Genomic DNA, 13717 nt, shown 5'->3' with positions numbered 1-13717 from the left:
TTGATATAGTGATTCAAATGTGTCAAAATAATAATAGGTCATTTTCTGACTATATGATATAATAGATAATTGGTGGGCTCAAAAACGAGCTTTTACCACAGATTAACATGGAAGTGCTATTCAAAGGTTAGTATGTCTGACCTTTGTTTATTTTATAGATAGGAAAGGAACAATGAATGGAAAAAATTCAATTTAGTGAATTAAACTGCTCAAAAGAAATTTTGAAAGCTGTTGAAGATATGGGCTTTGAGGAAACAACGCCTATACAAGCAATGGCAATCCCTGTAGCATTTACAGGACGGGACCTTGTTGGACAGGCGCAGACAGGAACAGGTAAAACAGCTGCTTTTACAATTCCGATGTTAGAGAAGATTGACTTATCAAACAAAAATGTACAAGCATTAGTATTATGCCCAACGCGTGAACTTGCAGTACAGATTTCGGAGGAAGTGAATCGAATTGGTAAATATTTGAGAGGTCTTCATATTTTACCAATCTACGGTGGACAAGATATCGAAAGACAAATCAAAGGTTTAAGATCAGGCGCACAAGTGGTTATTGGTACGCCAGGTAGAGTTTTAGACCACTTGAGAAGAAAAACGCTTAAAATGTCAAATCTTAAAATGCTCATCTTAGATGAAGCAGATGAGATGCTGAACATGGGCTTTAGAGAGGACATTGAACTTGTTCTTGACGAAGTGGATCACGAAATCCAAACGCTTTTATTCTCAGCAACAATGCCAAAAGAGATTATGAACATCATCAACAAGTACCAAAGAGATCCTGAAATTTTAAAAGTTACACATACTCAGTTATCGGCACCGAGCATTGAGCAAGTGTATCTTGAAATGAAAGATCGAGATAAAATGGAAATCTTAACACGCCTTATCGACATTTACAATTATAAATTATCGATTGTATTTTGTAACACAAAAAAGCGTGTAGATGAAGTAACGGACATGCTTCAGGCAAGAGGTTACATGTGTGATAAAATTCATGGCGATATGAAGCAAACGCTTCGTATGAATGTTATCAACAAATTTAAACGTGGCGATATTGAGATTCTTATTGCAACAGACGTTGCAGCGAGAGGGCTCGACATCGATAACGTAGAGGCTGTATTCAATTACGATATGCCATCGCATGAAGAATACTATGTTCACCGTATTGGTAGAACGGGCCGTGCTGGTAAAGAGGGAATTTCATTTACATTTATTACATCAAGAGATTTCCACCTTTTAAGAAGCATCATGAGATATACAAAATCGGATATTAAACCACATCCAATTCCAAAAATTAGCGATTTACAAGCGATGAAGCGCGAACTCTTTATGAGCAAAATCAAAGAGAGAATCGAAGCGGGCGTCGATCGTAAATATGTTGATTTTATCGAAGAATTGACAGATAGTACGTATTCAGCTGTTGAAATTGCTGCTGCATTGTTCCAAATGGAATTAGAACTTGAAAATATTCAAGAAATCGATTCAATTGATAATGCAAAATCACCATCGCGTGATAGAGGCAGTCGAAATGATAGAGAGGGCGATAAGAACTCGAAGTCAGGCAAAACAAGACGTTCAAGTGCTGGTATGATTCGTATGCACATCAATGTGGGAAATAACCACAATGTAAGACCAAGAGATATCGTTGGTGCTATTGCAAACGAAGCAGGCATTGAAGGTAGATTGATCGGAAGCGTGGATATTTTTGATAGCTTTACGTTTGTTGAAATTCCAGAAAGTCATGCTGAACGCGTGATGGAAAAAATGGACAAGCGCATGATCAAAGGTAAACCAATTTCGATTGAACCTGCTAAAGATGGCAAAGGTAAAGGCGGAAAGTCTTACTCAGATGCACCTAAGGGCGGCAAGAGAAAAGACGATAGAGGTTACAGCAAAGACAGAGACTCTTCAAGAGAAAAATCAGGTAGCAGAGATAAATCCGCTTACCGTGAAAAATCAAGTTCACGTGACAAAGCACCTTCACATGACAAAGAGTTTTCAAAAGATACAAAAAGAAGTAAAAAGGTTAAAGATAAAGAGTAAAGCATAAAAGAAGCAAGAATCCTTTCACTAAGTCCTCGGCGATCGCGGATACAAAAGAGAGTTGCTTTGTGATTTTTCAGTTATATTAATTTAAATGTGATATACTGCATAAAAAAAGCAAGAACCCTTTCACTAAGTCCTCGGCTACGCCTGCGGAATCGTTCAAGGGTTCTTGTTTCTTTTTATGCATGTGTGATTCAAATTTAGGTGAGCAAATGATGAAAATCACAAAGCAACTCTCGTTTGCATCCTACTATTATGCCTGCGGAATCGTTTAAGGGTTCTTGCTTCTTTTTATGCTTGAGTCATTATTTTGAGGTGAGGGAAAGGATGGGAAGAGAGAGCGAGTAAATGGTTGAGACATAGAAGCAGATAGCTCCTTGATCTTTCACATTTCATCGACGTAATTGTCTATTTAATGGGCATATTTTCTCGTTGCATTAATAACTTATGAACAAGCAAAAAAATAAGACGCTTTAAACGATTCCGCAGGCGAAGCCGAGGACCAAGTGAAAAGCGTCTTATTTTTTGCTTGTTTTGATTTTATTTAATCGAGTAATTCGCTCGTTTCAACTCTACTTGATTTCTGCCCCTCGCGAATACACATTGGTATTATTCTTCAAACTCGAAGCATTTAAATCGAGAAGTTCGTCTAAGGAGACAATTTCAAATCCGTCTTTGATCAGTCCATCGATGATGGCGCTGAGCGCTTGCGTGGTATAAGGATTATTATCGTGGAGCATGATAATGGCACCATCAAATGCGTGATCGAGTACGTAATTCTTAATGTACTCAGAATCTTGGAATTTCATATCAAGTGGATCAATTGACCATAAAATTGCAGGCATGTTCCCACTTTCTAATACAGCTTCGTTGTATATACCGTAAGGTGGTCTGTATAAAAATGGCGTAAATCCTGTAATGTTTTGAATCACTTGATTGGTACGGTTGAATTGAATAGTAAGGTCACTGTTGCTCAAACGAGTCAATTGTGGATGATTCCAGCTATGTGAACCGATGAGATGCCCATCGTCATAAATACGCTTGGTCAGGTCGGTATAAATAAAGGCTCGTTTTCCGATTAAAAAGAAAGTGGCTTCTTCATTTCTGGATTTTAATGTATCTAAAATGAGGGGCGTATAAATCGGATGAGGTCCATCTTCAAACGTTATAGCAATCCTTTTTTTAGCGGAAACGGCTGGGTCTGTATTGGAAGCATCATCTTGATCAGTGGTGGATTCCGTTACAGCTTCTGTCGTTTCGACTATAGGAGAAGGATCTTCGGGCTCAGTGGTTGAAACTTCAGATTCTAAGGACTTTTCTTTAAGTTCAATATGCGCAGTGAAAACATCAAATGGTACCGTTAAAATGGGTTCTCCGATAAACGCAGGACCTAATTGATATTTTTCAAAGAAGATTTGAACCCCGCCTTCAACGAGTAAAAAATGTTTGAAGTTAGCTTCAAGAGGTTGACTTCCCTTAGTTACCCACTCTTTGTCAAGTGTGAGATTGAGAACATTTTCATTAATCAATGCTTCGTAAACGTATTGAGAGAGCACTTCTAAATAGGCAGAGGATCCTTTAAATATATCCTTTAGTGATAATAAACGCTCTTGTTCGATGTTGAAATTATACGTGTAGATGGTTTTTTCTGGTTGTAAACTGCCAAGGTACTTACTCTCAGTAAATAAAATTGAGATATGACGTGACGTTTGATAGGTGATTTCATAATCCATATGAAGTTCATAGGGCAAATTTTCATCAGTAACAATCTTGATATTGGCAGTTTCTTGCTTAAATAATTCAATGCGATTCAAAGAAAAGCCAGCGATAATTTCGTCAATTTTTGCATATCCAGTCACAGGATAATGCACGGAAACCGTTTGTTTATCATTCTGTTCAATGATTGAACAAATTCCAGACTCCGATTGTTCGCTTGCTCCATTTTGGATTGTAGATTCTGGTCTAATGGGATCGTCAATTTGTTCGTAATGACTCGTACACGCACTTAAAACAAATAGAAAACTCACAAGACACATACATAAAATAGATATTTTTTGAATTCGCATGGTTAAACCTTTCTAAAATGAAATCCCATTTTCATAATACTTTTTAGGATTGAGTTCGTGAAAATAAATACAGACATCTTTATAGCCCTTTAAATGAACTGCATCTGTGATTAATTGCATAATTGCCTTTTCTTGTTCAAGGGGGCGTTTAAACCAAAAGATATTGACAAAGGGATAACCCCCATTATTTTCAATTCCGTTTGAAATAAACAATGTTTCTTGCCATTCTACCGTAAAATGGTCGATTGGACAGTTGATGATATCCGATGCGTTGACCAGTAATTCCTTTTCAAATTCAACGAGATCTTCTTTTCGAATGCCTCTGAATACGAGATGTGGCATAAAACGCCTCCTACTTCATATTTTATTTGAGAACTTTGATAAAAGCAACTTTTAGGTAATTGCTTTCCTCGTAAAGAGGGTGAACTCTAAAATCTTTTGGACATTGATGCACTTCAAGAATTTTAAATTTTGCATGTGCTTCATTAAAGGCTTTTCCGATGATTTGCTTAAACTTATCAAGTGAAATGGTACTTGAATTGTTGGAAGCTACGATAACGCCTTGATTTTTGGTAATTTGAATGACTTCTGCGAGTAAACCAGCATAGTCTTTCTCCGCGCTAAAAACAAAATCCTTTGATTTGGCATAGCTTGGTGGATCAAGAACGACCATATCGAATTGAAGTCCCTTCTTATGCGCGTACTTGAAGTAGTGGAAAACATCTTCCACCAGAATTTCATTGTGTTCAGGTGAGAGTTGGTTGATTTCAAAGTTTTTTCTGGTATATTCTATGCTTCGATTGGCAAGATCGACACTTGTCGTTGATTTTGCACCACCGAGTGCAGCAAATACAGAAAAGACACCCGTATACGAAAAGGTATTGAGGACAGTTTTTCCTTTTGCATAGGTATTGCGTATGCTTTTTCGTACTTCGCGTTGGTCCAAAAAGACACCGACCATTGCGCCGTCGTTAAAAAAGACGGAAACATTGACGCCATTTTCTTTTACAATGATAGGAAATTCAGCAGGTTTACCTTCTAAAAAGCCATCAGTTGTCTCCGTATCGAGCCCATCAAAGCGAATTTTTTCGTAGATAGCATCGAATTCAACCGATTTTTTGAGCGCTTCAAGAATCAATGGCTTAAATTGATAGATGCCGCGATTATACCAGTTAATAAGATAGTAACCATTATAAAAATCAATGGTTAAACCGCCGATGCCATCTCCCTCGCCGTTAAATACACGGAAAGCAGTAGTCTTTGGATTACGATACAAAGGAAGTCTTTTCTCTAATGCTTGGTAGAGCTTTTTTTGAAAGAAAGTTAGATCAAACTTTTCTTTTTCATTTTTTGATAAAACCCAACCCAACCCTTTGTTTTGTTTACCAAAATAGCCAGTGGCAAGATATCGTCCTCTTTCATCGACGAGTTTTAGAACAGTTCCTTCATCTACCAAAGTATTTTCAATCATTTGGTAGCCGATGATGGCTTCTTTAAAGATGAGTGGATACTGATTTTTGTACTTTTCCACGTGCTTTCCGTGAATTTTAACTTCGAACATACGAACTCCTTTTTTTTGAACATACTAAATTGAATATACATAATTGAATATACATAATTAAATATACATAATTACTTATACATGCTTACAAATACATACTTACAAATACATGCTTACAAATATACGCTTACACATGATTACTTACACTTACTTGTTGATACGTACTCTCATAATTATTATTAGTATTTTTTAAAACGCGCATAAATCAGCCTGAAAGCGCTTTTTAGTGCATAGATCAGTCTACTTAACGAGCTCTTTGTGATAGGCTTCAGCGTAGATTAAAGCTTCTTCAAATGTTGGGAAGACATGATGTTCACCAATTTCATCGATGAGACCGGCTTTTAATAAGACATCATACGGCTGTTGTTTGAGTCCAGAAATCACAAGTTTGATTTTGTACTTTTTACATACTTTCATAAAACGCTTAATGGCATGTATTGCAGAAGCATCCATTGCAGGGACATTTCGCATACGAAGTATAAGTGTTTTTGTATTGCCACTTACTTCATTGATAACCTCTAAGAATTTATCTGCAGCACCAAAAAACATCGGTCCGTTAATTTCATAAACTTGAATTTGCTGCGGTAAACGTTTGAGAAGTTCGCGGTCAAATGACGGCGTAAAACTATCGTCATCTTCAGCAGTATCGCGGATCAATTCTTTCACTTCAGTGACATCCGCCATGCGTTTCATAAAGAGTAATGAAGCCAATACCATGCCGATTTCGATTGCTTTTACAAGGTCAACAAGGACTGTGACAAAGAAGGTGATGAGAAGTACGGCCACGTCGCTTTTTGGCGATTTAAGGAGTTGTAAAAACTCGCGCCATTCACTCATGTTATAGGCAACGACGATCAAGATGGCTGCCAGTGCAGAGAGTGGAATCATTTTAGCAAGCGGCATAAAGAGTACCATAATCAAGAGGAGCGTGATGGCATGTACCATACCCGCTACAGGTGTTCTACCGCCGTTGTTAATGTTGGTAACAGTTCTTGCAATTGCACCTGTTGCTGGGATTCCACCGAATAATCCCGATGCCATATTGGCAATTCCTTGCCCAATGAGCTCGGTGTTTGAGCGGTGTTTTCCACCAATCATACCATCTGCAACCACCGCTGAAAGTAATGACTCAATTGCTCCTAAGATAGCAATGGTAAACGCAGGACCGATGAGATATTGTATTTTTTCGAGGCTAAATGCTGGAAGTTTTGGCATCGGAAGTGCAGAAGATAACTCCCCGAACTTACCGCCGATGGTCATAACTTCGATTCCCGTTAATTGAACCACTAAAGTGGTAACAATGAGTGCAATTAGCGTCCCAGGAACTTTGATTTTTTTCTTTGGCCAGAAAACAATTATAGCAAGTGCTAAGAGACCAATTAAAATCGTATATAAATCCACCGTGTCAATTGCCTTGAAATATGCTGACCATTTTGGTAAAAACTCAGCTGGAACATCTTTTATTTGAAGGCCGAGAAAATCTTTGACTTGCGATGAAAATATGGTAATTGCGATACCACTCGTGAAGCCCGTTGTAATGGTGTGTGGTATAAATTTGATGACGCTTCCCATTCGAAAAACGCCCATAAGGACCATCATCAATCCGCCCATCATCGTGGCCATGATAAGTCCGTCAAGTCCGTATTTAGCGACGATACCAAATACAATGACCATAAAGGCACCGGTAGGTCCGCCAATTTGGACGCGGCTACCCCCTAAAAATGAGATTAAAAATCCAGCGATGATGGCTGTGTGCAAACCTTTTTCAGGCGATACGCCAGAAGAGATGGCAAGGGCTATGGAAAGAGGCAATGCGACAATTGCAACGATAATACCAGCGATGATATCGTTCATAAATTGCTTCTTTGAATAGTCTTTAATCGTCGTAAAAAATTTTGGATGAAAAATATTCATTATAACCTCCTTGCGAAAAGTGTATGCTGTTTAGGCACCTCCTCTATTGTAGCATTTATAATAGGGGGATGCACGAAAATATCATTTCAAATAATTCACAAAAAGCAGGGTACCGAATGCAGAATAATAGCGTATAATGAAAATAGTGTGACGTCATTTTGATTCAATTTGGAATCGGTTAATTTTTGGAGGAATATGTTAAAAAAAACGCTCAATCGGACCAATCGAATTGCCTTTGCGAAGATGTTGGCAATTTACTTAATCATCATCATTGGCACAGAAGCCATTTTTAGAAAAAGTTTAGTGGACACATTTGTGTGGATTGCTCAAAATCCCTTTTTATTCTCGATGAATTTATTTACGTTATTGGCAATTTCGGGAGTGGGACTCTTAGTCACTAAAAAAATACATTGGATCACATACACAGTCGGGACTTTAGCGGCAGTTCTCAGTTTCGTCAATATAGCCAAGTTTTCCTTGAGAAATGTCCCTCTATTATATGAAGATTTTTTCTTAGTTAAAGAGGTTTGGATCTTATTGCCACAAATCGTTAATGCAAAGATGCTGATTATGGTAGGTGTCGGCGTTGTGTTTGCTGTTTTATTGGCATTTTTAACGGCAAAATTTTTTAAAAGTCATCCTTTAAAAGATCACAGAGTAGCAGCACTGGTGCTTACATTTGTGAGTGTCGGATTTTTACTCATCGGCCAAAATATCAATTCGGCAGATATTTCCATTATGAAAACGGGATTTATCTATTCGCTGTCTAACAATACACGTCCGCAAGTCATGATAGAGGCAGAAGCGCTTGAAGAAGCTACAGACATTTATACCGAGTATGTCAATGCATACAATGAGCGAACCACTGAGAAAAAACTCACTGAAAAGCCCAACATCATCGTGGTACAATCAGAAGCTTTTTGGGATCCGACAAAGCTCGGTGTCGAATATTCGCAAAATCCTGCGGTAAACTTTCAATCCCTTCGATCAGAGAGCCGATACGGTGAGTTATATGTACCCGTTTTTGGAGGCGGAACATCAAATACAGAATTTGAAATTCTGACAGGATTGACCATGAAAAACTATTCAAGTGATTGGTACATGGTCTATCCAAATGAAATACATTCGCCGACGATTTCGCTCGCATCTATTTTAAGACATCAAGGCTATAAAACGGTGGGGATTCACCCATACATGAACTGGTACTACAATCGTGATGAAGTTTATAAGCACTTGGGATTTGATGAGTTTAAGACACTCGAATATATGAATGACGTTGAAATTGTTGGAGAGTTTGCATCCGATCACTATACGACGAACATGATTATTGATGAAATAGAAAAAAATGAACAACCGTTATTTAACTTTGTCGTGACCATGCAAAATCATGGACCGTATGGAAATGCAAGATTTACCCCTGAAGAGTTGACTGTAAAAGTTAAAGATCGACTATCCGATTCAGCGACGTATTTTCTCAATAACTATGCACAAGGGGTGTATTTATCAGATATTGAGTTAAAACGCCTCGTGGAGTATTTAAAACAAAGTGACGAACCGACGATTTTACTCTTTTATGGCGATCATTTGCCGATGCTAGGGGATGATTACCAAGTATATCGCGAGTCGGGTTATGTAGGAAATGAATCCAATGAGGTACTACAGGCAGATATGAGAATTATGGGGGTATCGTACCTTCTTTGGTCGAATTTCGATCAAACATCAAAGGAGCTTCCAGCGATGAATATTTCCAATATGACAGAGCGTTTGTTGCGCGATGCAGAACTGGAAGTGCCGGATTACCTAAAAGCGCTTGCCATCGCCAGCGAGAAAATGCCTATTTTTCAACGTGGCGTTGGATATGATGCAGAGGGCAACGAAGTGACTGCTTCAGATGAACTCTATCAAAATACGCAAGCACTGAACTACATGATTCTTGAAAAGTTAAAAAATAAAAGTGAAATTGAACCTTGGGTGATAGCTGATAATGCGCATTATAATGAAGCGCTCAAGACGATTGTCATGGAAAATGCCACAGTCGAAGATGAGACAACGACTTTTACCGGTAAAGCCTTTTATGAAAAAATGACTGTTCTGATCAATGGAGAAGAAGTGAAATTTAAATGGATCAGCGACACGTCATTTTCCGTTCATCGTGCACTCAATGAAGACGATTCTGTACAGTGCATCTTAAAAGATACGGAAGGAACTGAAATCGCAAGGTCAAAAGCATTTAAAATTGCCGATTAAACACGTTTAAGGAGACTTTTTATGGTACTTTACAAAATTTCAGATTTAGTGCCAGCTATTTTCGTGAGTAGACCGAATCGTTATTTAGCAGAAGTGTTAGTTGGAGACAAGCGAGAGCTCGTTCATGTTCATGACCCAGGTCGATTAACAGAGCTGCTTTATGAAGGCAATGAGTGTTTGATTCGATATGCAGGCAGTGCCACTCGAAAAACGGAGTGGGATATGATTGCCGCTAAGAAAGAGTCGGAGTTTGTCTTAGTACATTCAGGGTATCACCGTTATTTAGCGGAAGCCATCTTACGTTCCGATGAGATCAATCCATTTGGACCATTTACTCAGATTCGCGCCGAAGTCAAGCATGGTCAATCTCGCATCGATTTTCGTGCTGAACGATCTTCGGATGAACGTGTCATTTGGGTAGAAGTAAAAGGGTGTTCATTATCTGAATCTGGCGTAGCTAAGTTTCCCGATGCGCCTACAGTGAGAGGTGCCAGACATCTTGACGAACTGATCCAGATCAAAGAAAGTGGAGAATCAGCAGGCGTTTTGTTACTGGTTTTAAGCGAATCGCAGGTGTTTATTCCAAAAGCTGATACCGATCCAAAGTTTGCTGAAACTTTTTATCGCGCAATGGATGCAGGTGTGGAAATTCAACCAGTTAAAGTGTTGTTGCAACCAACTGGAGAGTTGGTTTATCAAGGAAAGATTCCAGTAGGAGGACGCGTATGAGCAGCATACTGTTGTATTTAGGGTTACTGATTGTAGGTGGATTTTTAAGCTACAAGGGATGGATTCATCAGAAGTTGATGGGGAAAATAGACCATTTGCAACTGGCATGCCTCTTTGCACTTCTCTTTATTATGGGGATGAGAATTGGAATGGATGATCAGATTTTGGATGCCTTTGCTAAAATTGGCTTGCATGCCGTGCTCTTTTCAATAGGCACTGTTTTTGGAAGTATTTTGATCGTACATGTGTTGGTGAAGCTCTTTAATAAAAACAAGGAGGTGCCTAAAGCATGACTATAAAAATTATTTTAGCGGTAATTGCTGGAGGCGTTGTAGGCTATTTTGTTCCACACAGTTTTTATGGGGTAACAGATCACCTCTTGACGATAGGACTTTGTCTCCTGCTCTTTTTCGTGGGAATCGACATCGGTAAAAATAAAAACATCTTTAAAGATATTCAAAAAACAGGTATTTTGTTCTTTCTCGTTCCTGTGGGTGTCGTGATTGGCAGTTTGTTAGGCGCACTTGTTGTCGGTTCTTTGTTGGGATATCCGCTCAATGAATCGGGCGCTGTGGCTTCGGGTTTGGGATGGTATTCTCTCTCGTCGGTGCTCATTGCGCCGTACTCTTCTGAATTGTCCGTGTTGGCTTTTCTTGCCAATGTGGTGAGAGAAATTTTCGCCATTGCGCTAATTCCAATTGTTGCAAAGTATCTAGGATTTATTCAGGCCATTGCACCATCTGGGGCAACTGCCATGGATACCACTTTGCCAATTGTATCTAAAAATACCAACAGTGAAACCGCCATTCTTTCATTTTCAACAGGCGTAATCTTATCCACACTCGTTCCAATATTGGTGCCGCTTTTCCTTTAATGGGTTCCACTTTTTCTTTAGTGGATGGTCATGAGTAAAAAAAACCTCAGTTTTCAATCGCATCTACCTAATTGCGAATGAAGCTGAGGTTTATTTGTGTCAATTTTTATGTCTACATGTTATGTACAAATTCGAGTACTTTATCATAGTCTGGATGTGTACCAACTTCTTGAACATATTCAACATAGCGAACTTCATTTTTTTCGTCAATCACGACGATACCACGAGCTAACAAGCGGATTTCATCGATTGCAAAACCATATTTAAGACCAAAATCCAGTGCTCTGTGGTCAGACACGACGATTGAATTTTCAATGTGATTTGCGACGCAGAATCTGCCAAGTGCAAAAGGTAAATCCACGCTAATCGTTACGACTACAACATTTGGATTTTTAGTTGCTTCTTCATTAAAATGAATGGTTTGAAATTCACAGATTTTTGTATCCACTGATGGTACGACGCTGATGATCTTGATTTTTCCATCGAGTTCGGATAACTCAAATGGAGACATATCTTTTTTCACTGCTTTAAATGCAGGTGCCTGCATACCTACTTTAATTTCTTCGCCTAATAATTTGATTGGATTACCGCCCATTGTTATATTTGATCTCATGTTACCCTCCATATTTTTGTGATTACACTGTATAGTTAGCCAAAAAAAAGAGGTCTAAACACAAATTTGTAATCTTTACAAAAAGTTAAAAAAACTAACGATTTTCAGAGGAATCGTTTATAATAATGATGAGATTCAGAAAATATGATAAACAAAGAAAATATGAAATAGAGGCATTTACATGACAGATAACAAACAACAGGTAGACGCACAGATGAACACATACATCCAACCTGCGATTAGTGCGATGTATCATCCAATTATAGCGCTCGCTCAAGAAGCGGGAGGATGGCAAAAAGAAAAATTTAGATCGAAGCACTTGTCCATAGAAACGAAAAGTACGTCAGTGGATTTAGTCACCGAAGTCGATCTTGCATGTGATAGAGGGATTGTCCGTCGCATTCAAGAACTTTTTCCAAATGATGATATTTTATCAGAAGAACAAGGCATGCAAAATAAGGCACATGTAAAAGATAGTTCAGGATATTGCTGGATTATTGACCCGCTCGATGGCACGACAAATTACAGCATTGGTCATCCAATCTTTGCAGTATCCATCGCTAGGTGGTATGGAGATACGCCGGTATTTGGAGTGGTATACCTTCCGATGTTAGGTGAACTGTATTATGCAGAAAAAGGGTGTGGCGCTTATCAAAATCACGAAAAAATGCAAGCATCTCAGCGCGATCAACTCGTGGAATCTGTAGTAGCAACAGGGTTTCCATACGACAGGGCAACTGCGAATAATAATAATTCTAAAAATATCGAAAAAATGATCCCGCTTGTAAAAGGGGTTCGACGCTTAGGTGCTGCAGCGTATGACTTGTGTCTCGTCGCAGCGGGTATCTATGATGCGTATTGGGAGCTTAGACTCAGTAAGTGGGATTTGGCAGCAGGCTATCTCATGATTTTAGAAGCTGGTGGAGAATGTACCTTTACCGTTGAAAATGATAAATATAATGTGGTTGCAGGTGCGCCGATGTTATGTAGACGCATCCAGTCTATTTGCAACTTGACAAATGAGGCCGAATGAATAAAAAAGAGCAAGTAATTACACAAAAAGACGTTATAATAGTGATGGGAAGTCATCGCCGACATGGCAATACCGCCAATTGGTCACAGGCGCTGAAGCGCGAACTTGAATGGCGTGGCATTGAAGCAGCTTATGTGGATGTCAACGAGTTAAACGTTAAGGATTGCATCGATTGCGAAGTGTGTAAAAATAAGTGGGGAACCTGTGTCCACGAAGATGATATGCAGCGTTTTTACGAGCAGCTGAAAGTAGCAAAAGTGGTGGTTTTTGCAGCACCTGTCTATTTTAATGGACTTCCAAGTAAGCTAAAAAGAGTAGTGGATCGATTACAAATGATTTTTATGTGTGATTTTTCACATAAACGTCCTTATGTAACAGATCTTCTCTCAGAGCATAAAATGGGAATTATTTTTTCAAATGGTGGCGCGCCTTTTTATGAAGATCAGTTTAAGGGGAGTGAACTCTCATTAAAACTCGTGTTTAGTAATTTGAGAATGCCACTAAGTGAACACATTCAGATGAGTCATACAGATAAACTGCCGATTGATTCGCGTGAGGAAGGACATCAGTCCGTTCTGCGTTTAACAGAGGCAATTGAAGCAAAGATAGGGGGCAGTCAAGTTGAGTAATCA

General features: G+C 38.8%; 12 protein-coding genes. 7 read left to right on the top strand and 5 right to left on the bottom strand.

The features are described from left to right. Positions 1 to 176 precede the first annotated feature (176 nt). Positions 177 to 2045, top strand: coding sequence for a DEAD/DEAH box helicase (locus ACZ41W_RS09550; protein ID WP_464311749.1), 1869 nt, complete (start codon positions 177 to 179; stop codon positions 2043 to 2045). 575 nt (positions 2046 to 2620) lie between these two features. Here the strand turns inward: ACZ41W_RS09550 and ACZ41W_RS09545 are convergent. From ACZ41W_RS09545 to ACZ41W_RS09530, 4 genes are all read right to left on the bottom strand, one after another. Further along, positions 2621 to 4114 (bottom strand): polysaccharide deacetylase family protein, encoded by a 1494-nt coding sequence (locus ACZ41W_RS09545; RefSeq protein ID WP_464311748.1) that lies wholly within the window; start codon positions 4112 to 4114, stop codon positions 2621 to 2623. Positions 4115 to 4126: 12 nt separating this feature from the next. Further along, positions 4127 to 4456: a DUF1904 family protein gene (locus ACZ41W_RS09540; RefSeq protein WP_464311747.1), complete on the bottom strand. Its 330-nt coding sequence runs from the start codon at positions 4454 to 4456 to the stop codon at positions 4127 to 4129. Positions 4457 to 4478: 22 nt separating this feature from the next. Beyond that, entirely contained in the window at positions 4479 to 5675 is a 1197-nt protein-coding gene (locus tag ACZ41W_RS09535; RefSeq protein WP_464311746.1) for a class I SAM-dependent rRNA methyltransferase, read from the bottom strand. Positions 5676 to 5915: 240 nt separating this feature from the next. Continuing rightward, on the bottom strand, positions 5916 to 7589 hold the full coding sequence (locus tag ACZ41W_RS09530) for a SulP family inorganic anion transporter (protein ID WP_464311745.1): 1674 nt from the start codon (positions 7587 to 7589) through the stop codon (positions 5916 to 5918). A gap of 195 nt (positions 7590 to 7784) precedes the next feature. Between ACZ41W_RS09530 and ACZ41W_RS09525 the strand changes: the two genes are divergently transcribed. Genes ACZ41W_RS09525 through ACZ41W_RS09510 form a run of 4 tightly spaced genes read left to right on the top strand, consistent with a single transcriptional unit; the run spans position 7785 to position 11439 of the window. Beyond that, the gene (locus ACZ41W_RS09525) at positions 7785 to 9836 is read left to right on the top strand and encodes an LTA synthase family protein (RefSeq protein ID WP_464311744.1); all 2052 of its coding nucleotides are present in this window, start codon (positions 7785 to 7787) and stop codon (positions 9834 to 9836) included. 21 nt (positions 9837 to 9857) lie between these two features. Continuing rightward, positions 9858 to 10565 carry a DNA/RNA nuclease SfsA gene (sfsA, locus tag ACZ41W_RS09520; protein ID WP_464311743.1) on the top strand — a complete coding sequence of 236 codons (708 nt, stop codon included), beginning with the start codon at positions 9858 to 9860 and terminating at the stop codon, positions 10563 to 10565. After that, positions 10562 to 10858, top strand: coding sequence for a LysO family transporter (locus ACZ41W_RS09515; RefSeq protein WP_464311742.1), 297 nt, complete (start codon positions 10562 to 10564; stop codon positions 10856 to 10858). Before sfsA ends, ACZ41W_RS09515 begins: the two co-directional genes overlap by 4 nt. Then, positions 10855 to 11439, top strand: a complete 585-nt coding sequence (locus tag ACZ41W_RS09510; protein WP_464311741.1) for a LysO family transporter — start codon at positions 10855 to 10857, stop codon at positions 11437 to 11439. The genes ACZ41W_RS09515 and ACZ41W_RS09510 overlap by 4 nt, the downstream gene beginning before the upstream one ends. Positions 11440 to 11551: 112 nt before the next feature. On the opposite strand, the gene tpx is transcribed toward ACZ41W_RS09510, so the two are convergent. Then, positions 11552 to 12052 (bottom strand): thiol peroxidase, encoded by a 501-nt coding sequence (gene tpx, locus ACZ41W_RS09505; protein WP_464311740.1) that lies wholly within the window; start codon positions 12050 to 12052, stop codon positions 11552 to 11554. Between the two features lie 181 nt (positions 12053 to 12233). Here tpx and ACZ41W_RS09500 point away from each other — a divergent pair, with 181 nt between their 5' ends. Beyond that, positions 12234 to 13085, top strand: a complete 852-nt coding sequence (locus ACZ41W_RS09500) for an inositol monophosphatase family protein (RefSeq protein ID WP_464311739.1) — start codon at positions 12234 to 12236, stop codon at positions 13083 to 13085. Continuing rightward, the gene (locus tag ACZ41W_RS09495; protein ID WP_464311738.1) at positions 13082 to 13714 is read left to right on the top strand and encodes a flavodoxin family protein; all 633 of its coding nucleotides are present in this window, start codon (positions 13082 to 13084) and stop codon (positions 13712 to 13714) included. The genes ACZ41W_RS09500 and ACZ41W_RS09495 overlap by 4 nt, the downstream gene beginning before the upstream one ends. The last annotated feature ends 3 nt before the right edge of the window (positions 13715 to 13717 follow it).

This window comes from Fusibacter fontis (assembly GCF_055378735.1).
This window is presented reverse-complemented; position numbering and strand designations above follow the sequence as displayed.

Coding starts and splice junctions, on each gene's coding strand:
- ACZ41W_RS09500 (WP_464311739.1), top strand. CDS start 12,234: ATGACAGATAACAAACAACAGGTAGACGCACAGATGAACACATACATC.
- ACZ41W_RS09550 (WP_464311749.1), top strand. CDS start 177: ATGGAAAAAATTCAATTTAGTGAATTAAACTGCTCAAAAGAAATTTTG.
- ACZ41W_RS09540 (WP_464311747.1), bottom strand. CDS start 4,456: ATGCCACATCTCGTATTCAGAGGCATTCGAAAAGAAGATCTCGTTGAA.
- sfsA (WP_464311743.1), top strand. CDS start 9,858: ATGGTACTTTACAAAATTTCAGATTTAGTGCCAGCTATTTTCGTGAGT.
- tpx (WP_464311740.1), bottom strand. CDS start 12,052: ATGAGATCAAATATAACAATGGGCGGTAATCCAATCAAATTATTAGGC.
- ACZ41W_RS09525 (WP_464311744.1), top strand. CDS start 7,785: ATGTTAAAAAAAACGCTCAATCGGACCAATCGAATTGCCTTTGCGAAG.
- ACZ41W_RS09545 (WP_464311748.1), bottom strand. CDS start 4,114: ATGCGAATTCAAAAAATATCTATTTTATGTATGTGTCTTGTGAGTTTT.
- ACZ41W_RS09535 (WP_464311746.1), bottom strand. CDS start 5,675: ATGTTCGAAGTTAAAATTCACGGAAAGCACGTGGAAAAGTACAAAAAT.
- ACZ41W_RS09510 (WP_464311741.1), top strand. CDS start 10,855: ATGACTATAAAAATTATTTTAGCGGTAATTGCTGGAGGCGTTGTAGGC.
- ACZ41W_RS09515 (WP_464311742.1), top strand. CDS start 10,562: ATGAGCAGCATACTGTTGTATTTAGGGTTACTGATTGTAGGTGGATTT.
- ACZ41W_RS09530 (WP_464311745.1), bottom strand. CDS start 7,589: ATGAATATTTTTCATCCAAAATTTTTTACGACGATTAAAGACTATTCA.
- ACZ41W_RS09495 (WP_464311738.1), top strand. CDS start 13,082: ATGAATAAAAAAGAGCAAGTAATTACACAAAAAGACGTTATAATAGTG.